Here is a 20,116-nt window from a genome sequence, read left to right as displayed (position 1 = left end):
ATGTCGAGTTTCAGCTTCCCGTTCGGTTGCCGGTAGATGCCGCAAATCTATTACTGACAGGGGTATGGTTAAGCTGGGAGCAATTACCTGGAGGAGATCCCCCTCCACTATGACAAACGTGGTGCGTAAGGCTTCATGGCGACGCACGATTTCGTTGAACGTCTCTTCCAGCGCCGAAGTATTGAGCGAACCCGTCAGGCGAAGTGCAGTCGCTACATTGTAGAAGGTATTGCCTGGGAACAGCTAGTCGAGAAACCACAATCGCTGCTGGGCAAAAGATGCCGGAAATACAAAAACTTCTGTTTCCTCAGCTTTCATTTTGTTGTTGCTGTTCAATCAGCACCCCAACCCTAAAAATCTGTTCAGCAGTCAATTTTAACTCTGGAAACGCTGGTGACTGAATGCGATCGCTACCTCTAAACTGATTCACCTGGTACTCACCCTCAACCATTGAGTAAACCGAAATAGTAGGTTGCTTAGGATTGCCAATAAATCGCCTACCGCCTAATCCCAGGTAATCGACAATCCAGTATTCCGGAACACCAATTTCTTCATAATCCGCAACTTTGAGCAGATAATCATCCCGCCAATTGGTACTGACTACTTCAATTACTAAGGGAATTGATGCACCCTGAGTAACAGTTGAAGATTTTTTCCATAACGGTTCCGCCGCTAGATTAGTCCGATTTAATATCAGCACATCTGGTAAATAACCTGATTCTTTTTCTAGCGGCTTGACTAGCGCTTGATTGGGTATGAAGTAGGGAAGACTTAATCGCTTAAACTCTACAGTAAGTTCTGAAGCTAAAAACCCGGTAATCTCTTCATGTTCTCCTACTGGCTGCATTTCAATAATCACCCCATCATGTAGTTCATAGTGTCCCGTTTCCGGTTTCCACTCTAGAAAGTCTTCAAAAGCGATTGGTTTGGGTAAGGCTTGAGTCATGGCTTGCTGCTCCGTTCTTCAGAATCAATGTTGTCCTGGTTTCAGTGTATCGATGCTGCGGGGGCTGATTGAGAGAGGGGTGAATGTGCTTTATTTTTTATACTGGTTATCGATAAAAAGTTTTAACTCTTTTATAGTATATGTAGGTAAATTATGAGCATACATATAATTACTAAAATGGGTTGCAATACTTTTAAATTGTAAAAAATCTTCTAAATTACTGAAATAATTTTTCTGTTTCTTATACTCATGTTTAGACATCTTTTCGTGATGCTTTCGACGTTGTAATTCTAAAAAGTTATAATTATATTCGGCTTCTTCTCGCACTAGCGGATGTGCATCGTGACGAAGGTGGTTACAAAACTTTTTCCTCATTAAAAAAGTTTCATCCTCTTTTTGCGAGTCGTAGACAAATTCATCTAAAGCCGTCATGGTAGCCCACCTAGTTGTATACTGATTACTTGCTACCATGCTGTCAATTACGTCCCAACCATTATCTACACCTAGCCAAAATAGCTCTCCTATAAGTCGCGGTAGTAAAATTGGGTCTTGATCGCGTAGTTGGTGGAATGCGTTAAGCATTACTGGTACGCTATCGTAGCTACATATTTTTCCTAGCGTATAAATTACTTGTTTGCAGATAAAATGGTTATCCGCAAGAACCAGATGCTCTAGTTTCGGGATAACAGCTGGCTTTAGCTCCCTTTCCCAGGATTGTTTGCACGTATCGTTTCGAGAACAACTAAGAACAAAATCTGTAATAAAAAGACAAGTATCGCCAATAATTTTGTCGTCGTTACTCTGGAGTAACTTAATCAGAGTATCAACTGCGCCAGGTGATGTAACAACCTCAGCCATGTACTCTGAATCTCCCAAGTAGGTGATATATTTGCGGATTTTAGTCTCTAGCATTTTTAAGTATTTAATAAAAATCGCCTTAGTTAGCAACGATCGAGCAATACCCCTTAGATTTTGGCTCAACAAATCGAACCTTGTATCTCGGCTCAACCTCCTATTTTTCCTCTTTATTTAATGAAGATAAGCGCATCCGCAAAGTTTGACAAGAAATTAGTAGTAAGGCTGGGGCTTTACTTTTAGCATTGCTATCTTTAAAGCTTTCAACGGCTTTTGAGAGTAGCGCGATCGCGCCACTCCACCACTTGCACCAGTATGATTAAGGCGCGATCGCACGATTTCCTAAACCACCCTATTTTGGCGAATGCACTCTGCATACCAATTGAAGCTGGCTTTGGGAATGCGTTGTTGCGTCTTGTAATCGACATAGGTAATTCCAAAGCGGCGACTATAACCATAAGGCCACTCAAAGTTATCCATGAAACTCCAAAGGAAGTAACCTTTCAGGGGATAGCCTTCACGAATGGCTCGATGAGCCGCCTTCAAATACTGGCGTAAATACATAATGCGGTCTGTATCAATTACCTCGCCTTGAGCGTTTAGTTCGTCTTCGGCAGCACAACCATTCTCGGTAATGAATACGGGCAAATCTTTACAGCCAAGCGTCTCACTAATATGGCGAATACCCCAGTAGATGCTCTCAGGAACGATATGCAGCCAAGGCATATTCATTCGCGCGTAGCCTTTGGGGAAGTCAAGAAACTCGTAACCGTCTTTATTGTCAGCCGCACGAACATAAGTGCCAGTGTAAATATTGATACCGAGTGCGTCGAGGGGCTGGTGAATGATTTCCAAATCGCCCGACTGAATATCTGGGGCATCGGCTCCCAACTTCTCAAGCATTGCTGGACTGTAGACACCCGTAAGGGCGGGAAAAATAATCCCACCATTAAGCCAAGAAGTATGGAAAGCTTGCTGAGCCGCGGTTATATCAGCCGCTGATTCGGTGAGGGGAACGGTGACAGAAATATTGTCTACAAGTGCTACGGAACAGGGAAGGGGCGAGGCAGCACGGATAGCTTGACAGCCCATTCCATGAGCGAGGAGGGCATGGTGAGAAGTCTGCCACACTTCTTTGCGAGTTTTGACGCGAGTGCCAGGGGCAAAGGGTGGGTCTTTATCCACATCGTAGGCGAAATCAGTGAAGCAGGGGATTTCGTTGATGGTCATCCAGTTGGTGATGCGATCGCCTAACCGACTGACAACGGCAGTAGCATAGTCAGCAAAATCTGAAGCCATCTCCCGGCTGCGCCAAGAACCGTACAAATCCTCTAGTGCTTGAGGACTGTCCCAATGAAACAAGGTGGCGTGGGGAGTAATCCCGTGTTTGTGCAAGCAATCAACTAGGCGCTTGTAGAAATCGACTCCCTTTTCATTCACGTTTCCCCGACCATCAGGAATAATTCGGGGCCAAGCGATACTGAAGCGATAATGCTTGATGCCCAGTTTTGCCATCAGTTCTACGTCTGTTTCGTAGCGATGGTAATGATCGCAAGCAACAGCACCCGTATCGCCATTCTCAACCCGTCCGGGGGTGGCGCTGAAGGTATCCCAGACGCTGGGTTTGCGATCGCCTTCTGTTGCTGCACCCTCTATCTGATAGGCGGAGGTAGCCGCGCCCCAGATGAAATCTTCTGGAAATTGGTCGCTGGTTTTCATCTGGTTCACGGTTGTTGGTTTTCTTTATTGAGAGAAGATAGCTTCATGCGTCGATTTTCACGAGAAATTGGCACTAAGGCTGGGGCTTTGCTTTGAGTAGTGGTCTGCTGAAAACTAGCGATCGCTTTCGATAATTCTGCAATTGTCGGTGCCTCAAATACGCTACGCAAAGGTAACTCCACCCCGAATGCGTCGCGCACTCTAGAAACAAGCTGAGTTGCTAGTAAAGAATGTCCTCCTAATTCAAAGAAATTATCGTGAATACCTACCCGTTTAACTGCCAAAACCTCAGCAAAAATTTTCACTAGCACTTCCTCAACCGGAGTTTGAGGTGCAACATAACTTCCTGCCAATTCTAGTTTGACTGGTTCGGGTGCAGGTAAAGCACGGCGATCGACTTTGCCATTAGGTGTAAGCGGTAGAGATTCCAGCACCACAAAAGCCGATGGCACCATGTACTCAGGTAACTTTTGGGTTAGATAAGCCTGCAATTGAGGGATTAACTTACGGGCTGCTTTTGCTTGCAGGGGATTATTCGCATAAGATTGTAGCGATCGCAATTTAGCGCTGAGTGGCAAAGTAGTTTTCTTGTCTATTTCTTTCCTTACAAATACTACATCGTAGCGTCCTTCAGTACCAGAATTTGACCAGCTAATATCAACGTTGTAAGGGACATCTAGGCTATAAACATCTTCTAGATCTACTCCTACATTTTGGAGCTTTTGCAAAGCTTCGCGCATCTGTCCAGCAGTTTTAAATTCTGCTGCGCCTGAGAGCCATTCTGCCGTTTTAACTGCTGCTATTACCCGCGCATTAGGCACATTGGTAATGGTTAAGAGGCCTGGTTGGTTATTAACTAATAGCTGATGTACGGCGGAGACAGTTAAGTTATTTTCGTGCCAGTCTAGCCATTTTGATCCCCCCTGCCCCCCTTGAAAAGGGGGGTTCTGAAGCTGAAGCCCCCCTTCATAAGGGGCGTTAGGAGGAGCTATTTCTGGGTTCTGAAGCCCCTCTTGAAAAGCGGGGGTGGAGGGAGCTATTTCTACGTTCTGAAGCCCCCCTTCATAAGGGGGGTTGGGGGGATCTATTTTAGCCCCAATCTGGAGAATCGCATTATAACGAAACTGGGTTAATTCATTGTGAAAACGACCCCGGATTAGTTGAATTTGTACGTCGCTAATCTGGGGAAATCGCTGCTTTAATGCACTGAAGAAAGCTGGATCAATTACTAACTCCGTTTCTTGGAACATTTGCATTTCTACCCGTTGCTGCAACTGTTCGCGGGTGAGGGAGGGTTCGGCTTGAGTCAGTTGTACTGAGGCGTGGAAAGCTTGCAATAGGGGGAGGCTACGCACATCGCCGATGAAAATGAAGCCACCGGGAGCGATCGCATTTATTGCTTCCTCCAGTACGCGCACCAGATAATCAATACTGGGAAAATATTGCACAACCGAGTTGAGAATTACCGTATCAAAGGCTTCTGGCTCGACTTCCTCAAAGTCAGTCGCTAACTTCTGAAGCAATTTTACTTGAGGTAATTGTGCCAATTGCTGCTGGATGTAGTTCAGTGAAGCCGAGGAAAAATCTGTTCCACAATATTTATTGCAGTGAGGCGCAATTCTAAACAACAATAAACCTGTTCCACACCCAATTTCTAACACTCTACTTGGTTGCAAATCCAGAATTTGCGCGACTTGGTTATCTACCCATTCACGCATCTGTTCTGCTGGAATCGGTTTATTAGTATAACTACTATTCCAACCGACAATATTGAATGTTGGATCTGAACCAGCAGCAGGTTGATTATAATTTTCGTTGTAAAGCATCTGCCATTGCGAAACCTGCTCATCTTGCAATTGCATTTCCATCTGCTTCTGTTCGCTGTATTCAGAATTTAGCGTTACATAAACTACTAAACGCTTTTCCCCCGGTACATCTTCACGAGTTATTACAACATTTTGCAGCACTGCTGGATGCTGACTCAGTACGGCTTCAATTTCTCCCAACTCTATGCGGAAGCCGCGAATTTTCACCTGTTCGTCGAGACGACCTAAAAATTCGATATTACCATCTGGTTGATAACGAACTAAATCCCCTGTTTTATAAAGACGTGCTTCTGGTTGGTTACTAAAAGGATTAGAAATAAATTTTTCAGCAGTTAAATCGGGACGGTTTAAATAACCTCGCGCTAGTCCATCACCACCAATGTACAATTCACCAGCAACGCCGATGGGTACAGGCTGTAAATATTTATCTAGAACATAAACTTGAGTGTTGGCAATGGGACGACCAATTGTAGGCGCGATCGCATTCCCTGATCCTGCTACATCTACGCTCCTTTCTTGCCCCCCTTTATAAGGGGGGTTGGGGGGATCTTCTTTCTTTCTAGCAGGAAGAATACCCGATGTTGTCACAACTGTATTCTCAGTTGGGCCATAATTATTAACTAGCTGGAAAGGATACTCAGCCGAAGGATACTGGTGTAGTTTGTCTCCCCCTGTCAGTAATATTCGTAAAGCTGCGTTATTAGACCAATCCAATAACAAAATTTTCTCAGCTAAAGGTGTCGGTAAAAAGCTAATTGTTATTGATTTCGATATTAAGAATTCTCTCAGACTTTCAGGCGCTATTCTTATTTCATCATCAATCAAATAAATGCTACATCCTGCACTCAAATAAGGCAGAATTTCCCATGTGCAAGCATCAAATGCACATCCCGCAACCTGCGTTACCCGGTCAAGTGGTGAAACTGCAAACGCTTGTTGATGCCAGAAAATGAGATTTAATAAATTGCAATGTTCAATTTGAACCCCTTTAGGCTTTCCTGTAGTGCCAGAGGTATAGATAACATAAGCAAGATTCTCTCCTGTAGCATTACTGATAGTATTAGCTTCGCTTTCTTGGGCAATAGTTTCCCAATCTTTATCTAAACATATTATTTGTGAGCTATGCTTCCCAAGGCGTTTGATACACTGTTCATGTGTTAATATAACTTGCACTTGAGCATCTTTAAGCATAAAACTCAAACGCTCAGGGGGGTAGCTAGGGTCTAAAGGTAGGTATGCTCCACCTGCTTTCAGGATGGCTAACATCCCGATAATCATATCAAGCGATCGCTCTACACAAAGTCCTACTAAAATTTCCGTGCCAACGCCCAATTTCTTTAGGTAACGTGCAAGTTTGTTGCTGCGGACATTTAACTCTTGATAGGTGAGTGGCTTGTCTTCAAATACTAGCGCAATCGCATCTTTATTCTGCTCTACCTGTGCTTCAAATAGCTGATGAACACACAAATCCTTGGGATAATCTACCTTGGTATTATTCCATTCCACCAACAGTTGATGTAGTTCAGTTTCAGTTAATATCGGTAATTCGGAAACTCGTTGCTCTGGATTCGCAACAATACCCTCTAGCAATATTTGGAAATGCTCCAGCATCCGGTTAATCGTGGCTGCATCGAATAAATCGGTACTGTATACGACAAAGCCGCTGATTCCTTCTGAACTATCTACCCCTAACCCATTATTTTCCTTTTGCTCCCACAAGTGGAATTCTAAATCAAATCGCGTTGTTTCTGTATCAACAAATTGCAACGGGCTTAAGGTTAACTCTGGTAGTTCTAGTGGCGACATTGGCGCATTTTGTAGTGCGAACACCACTTGAAACAGGGGATTTTGATTCAAGTTGCGCTCCGGATGCAGTTCTTCCACCAGCTTTTCAAAAGGCAAATCTTGGTAAGCATAGGCTCCCAGAGATACCTCTCGTACTCGACTCAAAAGTGAGCGAAATGTTGGGTTTCCCTCAAAATTGGTACGCAACACCAAACTATTGACAAAAAAACCAATTAACCCTTCAATTTCACTGCGGTTGCGGTTTGCAATTGGCGAACCTACGGCAATATCTTCTTGCTGCGTGTAGCGGTACAGCAAGGTTTGAAATGCTGCCAGTAAAGTCATAAACAAAGTTACGCCTTCTTGCTGGCTTAAGGCTTCTAACGCCTTACTCAGGCTTTTCGGTAGTTGCAAAAGTTGCGTTGCACCCCGGTAGCTTTGAACGGCTGGTCGAGGTCTGTCAGTAGGCAAATTTAAGATAGAAATGCCCTCTAATTGCTGCCGCCAGTAAGCAAGTTGGGTTTCCAATACTTCCCCTTGCAGCCACTCGCGTTGCCAGTGGGCAAAGTCTGCATACTGGATGGGTAGTTCTGGTAAAGGTTTAAAGACGGAAAATTTATCGTCTTTACAGGAAGCAAAGGCTGTATAAAGTGCCGCTAACTCGCGAATTAGTACCCCCATAGACCAGCCATCGGAGACAATGTGGTGCAGAACCAGCAGTAGCACATATTCTGACTCATCCAACCGCAGTAGCGTTACTCGCAGAAAAGGGTCTTTGGACAAATCGAAAGGGCGTTGAGCTTCTTGGGTGGTGATGCGTCGCGCTTCGGTTTCTAATTCTCCTAGCCCTTTCAGGGCGGCTTCGCCAACAGAGACACTTCGCGATTCTCCTAGCCCTTTCAGGGCGGCTTCGCCAACAGAGACGCTTCGCGATCGCAAATCTATTACTGGTAGAGGTACAGTTAAAGTGGATGCGATCGCTTGTACGGGTTGCCCTTCCACGGTTACAAAAGTAGTGCGTAAAGCTTCGTGACGGCGGACAATTTCGTTAAAAGCCTCCTCCAACGCCCCTAAATTTAGCGAACCGACCAGACGCACAGCTGCTGGAACATTATAGAAAGCATTGTTGGGTACTAATTGATCCAGAAACCATAGCCGCTGTTGTGCAAAGGATAGAGAGAGATTTCTGTCCCGTGGAATGGGTGTAAGACTGATAGAAGTGGCGTTTGTGGTAACGTTAGCTGCCCTTAGAAAGGAGAGAATTTCAGCTTTGCGTTCCGCAATCTCTGCACGTAAGTCGGCGGTGAGGCTTCCTTCAGGGGCATTACAGCGCAGGCGTTCTTCATCGACAAAAACCTGAATATCTAAGCTACGAAGGTAAGATAAAAATTCAACTATCAAGATTAAACCCCTTTTAGGAGATTACCTGCTAGAGGAGTTTACTTGCTATTGAGCCGACTGTAGTCTAACCTCGGTATGACGTTAGAAGAAAACTTACTCGACATCCTACCCTAAAGGTTTCGGCTCATGGTGTTCATCCCCCCCAATTTCCTTTTGTTATGGCTGGTACAACTGTTATCCATTGGGATACTTGGCGGGGGGATTTACATTCTTTATGAGTGGTACGAACGGGAACTTGTGGGAATGCCCTACTTAGTGGCTGGAATAGCGCTGGTTCTGTGGTCTTTTGGCGGTAGTTTTATTAGTTTGCCACTGCTGCGTCGTCAAGGTGCTGAGGAACCTAAGCTTATGCGTACTGGAACCGTGCAGCGCGTACAACGACCGGATGGTAGCGTCCTGCACGTAGAGTTTTATGGCCCTGAAGATGGTCAACCGATTATCTTGTCACACGGTTGGGGGCCCAACAGTACGATATGGTATTATGCCAAGCGACAATTAAGCGATCGCTTCCGAGTCATTGTTTGGGACTTGCCAGGACTAGGAAAATCTACTAGACCGAAAAATAATGATTACTCCATAGAAAAATATGCGCGAGATTTAGAAGCCGTTGTTGCCATAGCGGGAGATAAGCCGGTTATCCTGCTCGGACACAGCATGGGTGGCATGATTAACCTAACATTCTCTCGGCTATTTCCAGAACATTTGGGGCGGCAGGTGGCTGGCTTAATCCTTGTGGATACCACCTACACCAATCCGGTGAAGACTTGTATTTTTAGCGGTTTGATACGCAAATTGCAGAAGCCGCTGCTCGAACCTCTGTTGTACCTCACGATTCTGCTGTCACCTATCTTATGGCTGATGACGTGGCTAAGCTATCTCAATGGGTTGCTGCACATTAACGTAGAACTGTCTGGATTTAAGGGTACTGAAACACGCGGTCAACTCAATTTTGCAGCTCTATTATCAGCCTTTGGTTCGCCTGGTGTTCTTGCTCGTGGCACACTGGCAATGTTCAATTTCGAGGAAACAAAGACACTGGCAACGATTAACGTTCCAGTGTTGGTCGTTTGCGGGGCTTCCGATATAGCGACTAAACCTGTTGCAAGCGATCGCATGAAAGCGGAATTGCCTCAAGCTGAACTCGTCACCATTAAGCCGGGTGGACACATGGTATTAATGGAGAAGAATCAGCTCTTTTCCGAAGTTGTCAGTACATTTTGTGCTAACTGTTAATAACTCAGGCGCTAAAATTGGCGTGTGAGTAGCAATAAATACTGGCTTATTTGGTTTTATTTCGGCTCAACCCCAACTAGCTTAGTTACCTGTGGTTTGCGATCGCAACCTTAGCTACTGGAGGCAAACCATTTATGACTTCTTCTTGAGACTTTTGTCCGTCAACCAGGTGGATAGCACATGAGTTAGCTCCTGATTTAGCGCCTTATACCCCCTCTCATTGAGATGCAACGTATCGCGAACGTAGTTGCTTTGCACTTGACCATTCTGTGCTAAGAGCGAGTAAGCATCTAAAATCAAGACATCCTTTGCTTTTAGCGAGTAAAGGTAAGCGTTTACTTCCGATACCGCTTGGGCGATATCTGGCGACCAGAAAGGTTGACGGGTCAGAGGTACTGGGCCAATAGGAAAAATGGTTGTCAAAATAACGGTGGAACCACTATTTACCGAACGTGCGACAATCTGCTGAATATTAGCTTTGCAGTTGTTGATAATGGCAGCTTTTTGCTCAGGAAATAGCGGGATTGTTTTCAAGTCGTTAATCCCAACTTGCACAATGATAATATTGGGCTGCAACGGCACAACATGATTGTCAAAGCGTCCCAATATCTGGGCTGAAGTCTGAGAGCCGATGCCTCGATTGATAAAAGAAAAACCCTTGAGCGTTGCCGGAGCAGGCCACATTTCTGCTCGCGAGTCGCCAAAGAATACCACGGTTGCTGTGGAGGCGGCAGAAACACCATCTGGTAGGGATTCGGCACTAAAGGTGCCTAGTCCCAAGGGATCTAGATTAGTTTTGTTCAGTAGCAGGTAGTAGTGTCTCGCTTGGCGGAACAGGAGCGCATTGAAGGCCAGCGATACTACCACGACGAGACATAATAATAGGGACAGATGAAATAAACGCTGTTGTTTCTGCATTTTGGGGTGGGTAGTCCGCAGGCGTGTAACTCATGTAGTGTTACGCTCAGTCTGATTCGCCAGTTAAGTAAAAGCTTTCCAGTCTATGGGGTTTGGATGTTGTTTCATCGTGGTAAGCATTGCCTGAGGCAAGGCTTGAGCAACTTGCTAGACAGCATTTTTTAGAAACTTTTCCATTACGTAATTAACAAAAGTCTCTCCTCTACGTTCCACCTGTTGTTCCCTGATGATCGAGAAGCCCATGTGTAAGAAAAACGGCTTTGCGGTAATACTTGCTTCGGTGTACAAGCGATTAATTCCTAATTCATGAGCTTTTGCCTCAATTGCAGAATAAATCTTACGACCGATACCCATTCCCTGATAATTTTTATGGCAGTAAAAGCAGTCTATGTGTCCGCTAAACTCTAACTCGCCGAAACCTGCGATCGCACCTTCATCATCAGCAACGTAAGTGAATCGATTAGAACAGACCTTTGCCCAGTTCCTAAAATGAATATTATCTGGTGCCCATGCCTTGACTTGATCAATCGAGTAGTCACGAATGTTAATTTCACGCACTGTTTCGTGGAACAACTGCGCTATTTGAACAGCATCTTGCTCATGAAACAATCGTATTTTCATCGGACGCTCCACTGGCTTACTATTTATTATGCTGTCCAGCACTGTATTCTTTCGTCAATTATTCATATTTTAATTTATTTGTCAATGCGTAAATCCTATTAAAAACTGGGCTATAGCAATCCTAAATAATTTATAAAATTAACTCAGTAGGTTGGGTTGAGGAACGAAACCCAACAAAGGAAGGTAGTGCTTGGGTTTCGCTTACACTCAACCTACTAGCTTCGCAATAGATGGAAATTACCAGCAACTAAAAGCTTATATTTGGATACTAGATTATTTGCGCTTGCTAACTCTAGAATATTTGCAAATGAGATTGTAGAATTACTTAAAATTCAACCTCTTCTCGCTCATTTCCCGTAGAACTCGTGTTATCCCAACCTTTTGCAGCCCAACACATTGTTTCAATGTGCCTAGCTAAACTAGCTACAGTTGGAGATTCAAACAAGTTTCGTACAGACAACTCTATTTGCAAAGCGTCGCGGATGCGGGAAATTAACTGTGTTGCTAGTAGAGAATGACCGCCCAATTCAAAGAAATTGTCCCGGACACTTATCTGCTGTTTACCCAAAACCTTAGCCCAAATTTCTACTAGCACTTCCTCAACGCGATCGCGTGGTGCAACATAATCTTCTTTCATCTCAAAACTGAGCGTATCTACCGCAGGTAAGGCACGGCGATCCACTTTGCCATTCGGTGTCAGTGGTAGGGATTCTAGTACAACATACGCTGAAGGCACCATGTATTCTGGTAACATTTCTTTGAGAAATTGTCGCAGATTTATGCTGGTTGGTGTCTGTTGCTGGTCAGGAACAATATAAGCTATCAAGTGTTTATCACCAGGTATTTCTTCTCGGATAATTACTACTGTCTCCCTCACGGCTGAATGTTGATTTAGTATGGCTTCAATTTCTCCCAACTCGATGCGAAAGCCGCGAATTTTTACCTGATTATCAATGCGACCTAAAAACTCAATATTGCCGTCTGGTAAATAGCGGGCTAAGTCACCTGTTTTATAAAGCCGCGATTCTAGCTTATTATTAAAAGGATTATAAATGAAGCGTTCAGCAGTTATATCAGGGCGGTTAATATATTCTCGCGCCAGTCCATCACCACCAATATATAATTCGCCAACAATGCCAATAGGTACAGGTTGTAAATCGGCATCTAATAGATAAATTTGTGTGTTCGCAATCGGGCGACCGATGGGGATAGATGTGGCTGATTCTGGTACATCTTGCACAGAGTAATAAGAAGAAAATGTTGTGCCTTCTGTTGGCCCATATACATGAATTAACTGCTTAGGCGCTCCTTGTTTAAACACCTTTTTAACCCACCGAGCATCGACAGCCTCACCTCCAAATAGCAAATAGCGTAAGGAAGAGAAAGCTTGCGGAACATCTCTAGCAATCTGTTGAAATAAGGCTGTAGTCAAAAACAAAACGCTGATGCCTTTCTGTCTCAGTTGTAAAGCAAATTCGTGGGGCGAAAGGGTGACATCTCTACTAATTCTCACAAGTTGAGCGCCATTGAGTAACGCTCCCCAAATCTCGAATGTTGCTGCATCGAAGGAAGTGTTTGAAGCTTGGGCAATTTTATCATCAGGGGACAATTTTATATAATTTGTGTTGCACACGAGGCGATTTACAGCTTTGTGAGTAACAGCAACTCCCTTTGGCTTACCTGTAGATCCAGAAGTGTAAATTACATAAGCTAAGTTGTTGCTTGTTACGTCGCTGTGCGGATTTTCTTGGCTTTCTTGGGCAATGGTTTGCCAATCCTTATCGAGGTATACAACTGGGTTGGGGAAGTTGCCAAAATTATCAACTAATTTCTCCTGTGTCAGCAATATTGAAATATGAGAATCATCAAGCATAAAATTCAAGCGATCGCGCGGATAATTAGAATCTAAAGGTACATAAGCTCCCCCTGCTTTCAGTATACCCAGCAACCCCACAATCATATCTATAGAACGCTCAACACAAATACCAACTAAAACTTCCGAACCAACCCCCATTTTTTGTAAGTGGTGCGCTAGTTGGTTGCTGCGTATATTTAACTCTTGATATGTGAGTTGCGTGTCTTCAAAGATTACTGCTATAGAATCATGATTCTGCTCTACTTGATTTTCAAACAACTGATGTATACATTTAGTATGAGGATAATCTGCCGCAGTTTTATTACACTCAATTAATAATTTATGCAGCTCAGGTTGGCTCAATAGCGGCAAATTTGAAATTCGTTGTTCTGGATTAGCAACAATACCTTCCAGCAACATTTTAAAATGCCCTAGCATCCGGGTAATGGTGGCTTCATCAAATAAATCTGTGTTGTACACTACTACCCCTCTAATCCCCTCCGAATCCTCCCATTTCCCACCCCATAAACTTCGGAAATCCTCCGAACACTTCCACAGGTGTAACTCCAAATCAAAGCGGGTTGTTTTAAAGTCAATATCCATAAAACTAGGTATTAAGCCAGGCAAGTCTAGCGCCGACATTGGCGCATTCTCGAAACCAAAGACTACTTGAAAAAGCGGATGACGATTTAAGTTTCGCTCTGGATGCAGTTCCTCAACTAGCTTCTCAAAAGGCAAATCTTGGTGACTGTATGCGCCTAGCGTTACCTGCCTTACTCTGTTTAAAACTTCTCGGAAAGTTGGGTTTCCAGATAAATCGGTGCGTAGCACTAAACTATTGACAAAAAAGCCAATTAATCCTTCGATTTCCCTACGGTTGCGGTTAGCAATTGGCGAACCCACGGCAATATCTTCTTCATGAGTATAGCGGTAGAGCAACGTTTGAAATGTTGCCAGTAAAATCATAAATAAGGTGGCACCTTCTTGCTGCGAAAGCGTCTGGAGAGCATCGCTTAGCTTTTTTGATAACTCTAAAGTTTGCGTTGCTCCGCGATAGGTTGCAAAAGCTGGTTTCGGTCGGTCAACGGGCAAATTTAGCGCGGGAATGCCGTTTAATTGTTGCCGCCAATAACCTAACTGGGTTTCTAACACTTCTCCTTGCAACCATTCGCGTTGCCATTCGGCAAAGTCGGGGTACTGAAGAGGTAGTTCTGGCAAGGATGTAGAGACGTATGTAACGTTTGTAAAAGCTGTGTATAGCGTCCCCAATTCCCCAATTAGTACACCGATAGACCAATCATCACAAATAATGTGGTGCATATTTAGTAATAAAATATGCTCTGTCTCAGAAAGCTGAAACAGCATTATTCGCAGCAATGGGCCAGAGGACAAATCGAAAGGACGCTCGAATTCTGCTGCTAACAACTGCTGTGCTTGGGGTTCGCGATCGCATTCTGGGAACTGTCGCAAGTCTACTACGGACAAAGGTATGCTTAAGTTGGGCTCGATCGCTTGCACGGGTTGCCCGTCTAACACCTTAAATGTAGTGCGTAAAGCTTCGTGGCGGCGCACGATTTCGCTAAATGTCTGCTCTAATGCTGCTAAATTCAGTGAGCCTGTTAAACGTATTACTGTCGGTACATTATAGATGGCATTGCCAGATATTAACTGGTCAAGGAACCACAACCGTTGTTGGGCAAAAGATGTAGGAAAGACGAAGACTTCTTGTTCAGACATATCGATTTTTTCTGGTAAATTGTAGGACAAGCGGGAGAGCCTATCGCAGGCGAGATGCCGGCGCTACAAATAAAAAACATTTTACAACTCGTTTAGGACTACTATATAACTCTTATGAATCGAAAATTTTGGATTACTGCTTTAATTGCTTTTATTAATTCACTCAGTTTAACAATTTTACTACCGATAATTTATCTTTATGGCAAGCAATTTGGACTAAACGATTTTCAAACTAGCTTTTTATTCTCGATTTACTCTTTAGCGCAATTTTTTGCCACTCCTGTAATTGGTAAACTTTCCGATCGCTTTGGGCGAAAGCCGTTACTAATTATCAGTTTAACAGGGACAGTAATCGCCAATTTTATCGCGGGAAACGCTACAACAGCAATCGTTCTATTTTTAGCTCGATTTCTGGATGGAATTACAGGGGGTAATAATTCAGTAGCTCAGGCAATTATTTCTGATATAACTACCTCAGAAAATCGCGCTAAAGGTTTTGGAGTTTTGGGGGCAGCTTTTGGGTTAGGTTTTATATTGGGGCCAGCGATTAGTTTACTAGCGCAGGAAATTTCATTAGGAGCTTCTTTTTTTGTTTCGAGCGCGATCGCGCTGGTGGCTTTGTTAATTACTATCTTTTTTCTACCTGAAACCATCCAAACTAAGGCTGAACAAGGACACAACATTTTTGACTTGGGCTTGGGCAATTTAATCAAAGGTCTTGCTACGCCCAGCATTGGGATTCTTTTAATTATCAATTTTTTTATCGGCACCACCTTCACAATTTTTACCTATGCTTTTCAGCCCTACTTCATTAATGTACTGGGTCAAAATAGTAAGTCTTTGACGCTGATGTTTCTATTGTTTGGGGTACTCGGTGTCATTATGCAAACCTTGGGAATATCAATTTTGACTAGAAAATTTGAGCTGGTTAATATCTTATTTTTAGCTTTATTTGTTCGCAGTTTATCGTTTAGTTTAATGCCAATCGTGCCAAGCATTGTTTATTTTGTGTCAATAACTATACTTTTTTCGATTCTTAATTCTTTAGTTCAGCCGATAATTAATACTTTGATCTCATTAAATTCTAAGCCAGAAGAGCAAGGAACGGCAATGGGTCTTAATTCCTCTTACTTAAGCATTTCCAACGCCTTTGGGCCTGTAATTGCTGGAATGGTGATTAATCAATCTAATCCAACTACCTATGGTTATCCATTATATTTAGCTGGAACGCTAACATTTTTTGTGTTTTTATTAGCAGTATTTACTCGCAAAAGATATGCACCCAAAGTTAAGCCACGACAATAGCTTAACTTGAAGGCTACAAATGAGCGCTGAACTTTAAAACTGGCGCGACCAATCTTTAGGCCAGCGTTCAACAACAACTTTAGTTTGCGTGAAAAATTCTACCGCGTGTCTACCTTGACCGTGTAAGTCACCGTAGAAGCTATCTTTCCAACCACTAAAAGGAAAAAATGCCATCGGTGCTGCTACACCAATATTAATGCCAATATTACCTGCTTCGGCTTCATAACGAAACTTCCGCGCTGCTGCACCACTGTTGGTAAACAAACAAGCCATATTTCCCCATTGACCACTGTTAACCAATGCGATCGCATCCTCGATTGTATCCAAGTGCATTAAACCTAATACTGGGCCAAAAACTTCTGTACGCGCTAGTTCACTATTCGGGTTGACATTTTGCAGAATCGTTGGTCGAATAAAATTACCCTGTTCATAACCAGAAATTTTCGGGTTGCGTCCGTCTACTAATACAGTCGCACCTTCATTTGCTCCCTGTTGAATTAACCCTTCAATCCGGTCGCGACTTTGAGAGGTAATTACTGGCCCCATTTGCACTTTTTCATCCAAACCATAGCCTACCATTCTGGTTTGTGCAGAGTTAGCGATCGCTTCTGTAAAAGTGTGACGCGCTTCTCCCACCGTCACTGCTAAAGAAGCTGCTAAACAACGTTGTCCCGCACACCCAAACGCACTATCTGCGGTGATGCGGGTAGTCATTTCCATGTCTGCATCTGGCAAAACAATAATCGGATTTTTCGCCCCTCCCTGACATTGCACCCGCTTACCAAATGCAGCAGCACGACTGTAAACATACTGTGCTACTGGTGAGGAACCAACAAAACTAATGGCGCGAATAGTTGGATGTTCCAAAATTGCATCCACAGCTTCTTTTGCACCATTTACCAGGTTAATTACACCTTTAGGTAAACCTGTCTTTTCTAACAATTCAAACACCTTTTGCATTGTTAACGGCACCCTTTCTGAGGGTTTGACAATGCACGTATTGCCGCAAGCGATCGCGTAAGGCAGAAACCAAAATGGAATCATCCCCGGAAAATTAAAAGGTGCAATTATTGCTACAACTCCCACAGGTTGACGAATCATTATCTCATCAATTCCACGGGCAATATCTTCCAAATTGTAACCCTGCATCAGCATGGGAATTCCACAGGCAACTTCTACATTTTCTATCGCCCGTTGCATTTCGCCGCGTGACTCTGCTAAGGTTTTACCGCATTCCAAAGTAATTGTCCGGGCTAACTCATCAAGGTGTTCTTCTAATAAAAATTTGAGTTTGAATAAGTATTGCACTCTTTCGGTGGGTGGAGTGCGCCGCCAACTATTATAAGCCGTCGCTGCTGCTATTGCTGCTGCGTTTACATCACTCTGAGGCGACAAAGGAACCTTCGTCAGCACTTCGGCGGTAGCAGGGTTCACCACATTCAAAAATTCGGTGGCGTGGGAAGCACACCACTCCCCATTAATATAGTTGGGTAAGGGATTGGGTGCGATCGCGGCGGATTCCATAGAAATTTAAGTAAGCGACACTATAAAAACTAATTCTAATTTTCCCCTTTAAAGGACGCGATCGCTTAGATTAAGCATATATATCTCATTGCATCACTGCACCACCCTCTACCTCTGCAAGGGTAAAGCATAAAATCCTAAGTGATTAGCAACAGGACGCTCGCGCATAGGTAGTTTAGTCTGAATCGGAGCATTTAATAAACTTGCTCCCGAAGGAGTTGCCATCACCATAGTTGTTGAACCCCCACCATCAAGGTTAAGTGCAGCATATGCCCCTAACTCCATAACAATTTTTGTCAGTTCAGCCATTGTCACCCCCTCACTATAAAGCGGCTGCTTGCCATCTACAGCAATTAGCCAGAGTTTGTCACCTTTTTTATTAGTAGCCACTACAACACGCGGGTATGGCTTATTATTATTGCCATTAAAATTTTTGCTTACACCATTACCCCCTGCAACCAGCACCTCATTCCCCGCAACCGCAGCAAACGTATCTTTAGGGCAAGATCCACTGTCAAAGATTTGGGCAATATTGCTTGACAAAAAGCACACTACAGGCCATTTTGATTCAAATTTAGAATAAATACGCCCATTTGCGATCGCTTGTCCCACTACGTTGACGCGATCGCCACTGTGAGGATAATAATCCCAAGGAGTTTGTTCGCGAAAAAGATAGAAGAAGCTACCATTAATCGCCAATTGCAGTTTAAATTCATTAAGAAATTCTGATGTAGTCCGCGCATTAATTTCTGTATCGTCTGGTGTTGGCATTCCCGGAGTAACTAACACTTTAACTCCTGGTGTTTTTAAGTCAACACTGACAATATGGATCATCAGCGGACGTGGTGTTGAACGGACAACACGCCTGTAAAATATACCTTGAAACAATGCTTGCTCTTTATCTATCTGGGGCGGGCGTAAAAAATGCAACCCACCGTAGAGTATCAATGGCAATATCAATAAACCAGTTCCAGCAAATAGCAAAAATCGATTTAGATAAATCTGGCGTTGAGCAGGCATCCCTTTATACAGAAACGCTAATAAAAACCTTATTATAGCAAATGAACTTAATTCTTCTACCCTTAAAAATCGTGCTTAAAAATCAGTAATATAGCAATCGTCAAGTAAAAAAAGCATTTCTTTTACTCTTCCTTCGCGGTCTTTGCATCTAAACGCTAACGCGCAGGCTCCGCCAACGCGGTTCATAACTATTTCTAAATAGAAATATTATTAATATATAAGGTTATATTTAAAAATTCCATATTTCTTCCAAACCTTTTATTTACTTACTATGACCAATCAAAACCCTCGTAATACCAATAAAAACTTACAAACCCGTTCTTTCAAAGGACAAAATCTCAACAATGCAGACTTTAGCGGTTGCGATATTCGCGGTTGTGATTTTAGCAAGACTCTATTACAGGGAGCAAATTTTGAGCGAGTTATAGCTGGTCAATCTCCTAAAAAATTAATCATTTTAATTATAGTTGCAGTAGTAGTAGCGACCTGTGCGACGAATGCGATCGCTCGAATGATATTTGGCGTTCTCGGCCGGACTCTACAAGAACCTGGTTGGGCTTATATATTAGCTTTATATATTAGCTTAGGTATTGCTACCGCTGCTTCAGGAACGAGAGCGATCGCCGGACGCATCGCAACAACAATCTCAGCAACAGCGTCAGGAGCTTTGCTCGGTTTCTTCTATGCCGGAACTACCGCAGGCAATAATCCGCAAATAGCGATTTTTGGTGCAGTGATAGGAGGCGTAGCGATGGCTTATGCTAGTTGCAAAATTAGAAGTTCATTAGTAGCGATCGCGGTTACAATTGCCGAAGTAGTGGCAGGATATGGGTTTGCATTCTTACTGGGAGCAAATGCGATCGCGTTTTTAAGTACACATAATCTTATTTTGGGAGTCATTGGGAGCCTTTTATCACTAATTTCGATTTTGTTAGTAATGAATTCCCTAACTTTAGCTGTAAAAAAAATCAAAAGTGCTTCGGAGACATCTTTCAGGGGTGCTGACTTAACAAATGCTAAATTTGATGGTGCCAGACTTTTAAACACAGATTTTTCTGGTGCAATAGGTTATTCAAATAACTAGGTAGACATAATTCAACTATAGCAATCCTAATTCATTCATAAAAAAAATTCTAGGTTGGGTTGAGGTAACGAAACCCAACCCGAATATTAGGTTTGTTGGGTTTCGCTATTGCACAGACCCAACCTACTTAATCTGGCACTTCACAACTCAAATAGGATTACTATATAGGGCTTGCTGAATAAATAATGGAAGACCCAGAGAAGGCTTGATTAGTGATTCAAGCCGACAATAATATAAGTTTTTGTTTTTCCTCATTTATCGAGCCATAGCTTTTGATGATGGACAGA

Annotated in this window: 13 protein-coding genes and 1 pseudogene; 3 read left to right on the top strand and 11 right to left on the bottom strand. The window is 43.3% G+C overall.

Translation table 11 applies throughout. The features are described from left to right. Positions 1-3 precede the first annotated feature (3 nt). The 6 genes and pseudogenes from NDI42_RS23685 to NDI42_RS23660 form a co-directional block, all read right to left on the bottom strand. Positions 4-318, bottom strand: a pseudogene (locus tag NDI42_RS23685) (condensation domain-containing protein); the annotation flags it as partial. Beyond that, positions 308-946: a Uma2 family endonuclease gene (locus NDI42_RS23680; protein ID WP_190456328.1), complete on the bottom strand. Its 639-nt coding sequence runs from the start codon at positions 944-946 to the stop codon at positions 308-310. The pseudogene NDI42_RS23685 and the gene NDI42_RS23680, both read right to left, overlap by 11 nt. 90 nt (positions 947-1,036) lie before the next feature. After that, on the bottom strand, positions 1,037-1,804 hold the full coding sequence (locus NDI42_RS23675; RefSeq protein WP_199311215.1) for a hypothetical protein: 768 nt from the start codon (positions 1,802-1,804) through the stop codon (positions 1,037-1,039). Between the two features lie 210 nt (positions 1,805-2,014). Continuing rightward, positions 2,015-2,137 carry a hypothetical protein gene (locus tag NDI42_RS23670; RefSeq protein ID WP_277876847.1) on the bottom strand — a complete coding sequence of 41 codons (123 nt, stop codon included), beginning with the start codon at positions 2,135-2,137 and terminating at the stop codon, positions 2,015-2,017. Between the two features lie 6 nt (positions 2,138-2,143). Next, on the bottom strand, positions 2,144-3,520 hold the full coding sequence (locus NDI42_RS23665; protein ID WP_190456326.1) for a GH1 family beta-glucosidase: 1,377 nt from the start codon (positions 3,518-3,520) through the stop codon (positions 2,144-2,146). Positions 3,521-3,525: 5 nt separating this feature from the next. Beyond that, positions 3,526-8,535: a non-ribosomal peptide synthetase gene (locus tag NDI42_RS23660; RefSeq protein ID WP_190456350.1), complete on the bottom strand. Its 5,010-nt coding sequence runs from the start codon at positions 8,533-8,535 to the stop codon at positions 3,526-3,528. Between the two features lie 123 nt (positions 8,536-8,658). Here NDI42_RS23660 and NDI42_RS23655 point away from each other — a divergent pair, with 123 nt between their 5' ends. After that, positions 8,659-9,765: an alpha/beta fold hydrolase gene (locus tag NDI42_RS23655; protein ID WP_190456324.1), complete on the top strand. Its 1,107-nt coding sequence runs from the start codon at positions 8,659-8,661 to the stop codon at positions 9,763-9,765. Between the two features lie 132 nt (positions 9,766-9,897). Here NDI42_RS23655 and NDI42_RS23650 read toward each other — a convergent pair whose 3' ends face one another. The 3 genes from NDI42_RS23650 to NDI42_RS23640 form a co-directional block, all read right to left on the bottom strand. After that, entirely contained in the window at positions 9,898-10,632 is a 735-nt protein-coding gene (locus NDI42_RS23650; protein ID WP_348231610.1) for an SGNH/GDSL hydrolase family protein, read from the bottom strand. 198 nt (positions 10,633-10,830) lie between these two features. Continuing rightward, the gene (locus tag NDI42_RS23645; protein ID WP_190456320.1) at positions 10,831-11,304 is read right to left on the bottom strand and encodes a GNAT family N-acetyltransferase; all 474 of its coding nucleotides are present in this window, start codon (positions 11,302-11,304) and stop codon (positions 10,831-10,833) included. Between the two features lie 325 nt (positions 11,305-11,629). Continuing rightward, positions 11,630-14,896, bottom strand: a complete 3,267-nt coding sequence (locus tag NDI42_RS23640; protein WP_190456318.1) for a non-ribosomal peptide synthetase — start codon at positions 14,894-14,896, stop codon at positions 11,630-11,632. A gap of 114 nt (positions 14,897-15,010) precedes the next feature. Between NDI42_RS23640 and NDI42_RS23635 the strand changes: the two genes are divergently transcribed. Then, a complete protein-coding gene (locus tag NDI42_RS23635) occupies positions 15,011-16,201 on the top strand; it encodes an MFS transporter (RefSeq protein ID WP_190456316.1) in 1,191 nt (396 codons plus the stop codon). Positions 16,202-16,234: 33 nt separating this feature from the next. Here the strand turns inward: NDI42_RS23635 and NDI42_RS23630 are convergent, their stop codons facing one another. Beyond that, positions 16,235-17,725: a CoA-acylating methylmalonate-semialdehyde dehydrogenase gene (locus NDI42_RS23630; protein ID WP_190456314.1), complete on the bottom strand. Its 1,491-nt coding sequence runs from the start codon at positions 17,723-17,725 to the stop codon at positions 16,235-16,237. Positions 17,726-17,833: 108 nt separating this feature from the next. Beyond that, a complete protein-coding gene (locus NDI42_RS23625) occupies positions 17,834-18,745 on the bottom strand; it encodes a phosphodiester glycosidase family protein (protein WP_190456312.1) in 912 nt (303 codons plus the stop codon). A 271-nt stretch (positions 18,746-19,016) separates the two neighbouring features. Here NDI42_RS23625 and NDI42_RS23620 point away from each other — a divergent pair, with 271 nt between their 5' ends. After that, positions 19,017-19,829: a pentapeptide repeat-containing protein gene (locus NDI42_RS23620; RefSeq protein ID WP_190456310.1), complete on the top strand. Its 813-nt coding sequence runs from the start codon at positions 19,017-19,019 to the stop codon at positions 19,827-19,829. Positions 19,830-20,116 lie beyond the last annotated feature (287 nt).

The sequence above is a fragment of the Funiculus sociatus GB2-C1 genome (genome assembly GCF_039962115.1).
GTDB lineage: Bacteria > Cyanobacteriota > Cyanobacteriia > Cyanobacteriales > FACHB-T130 > Funiculus > Funiculus sociatus.
This window is presented reverse-complemented; position numbering and strand designations above follow the sequence as displayed.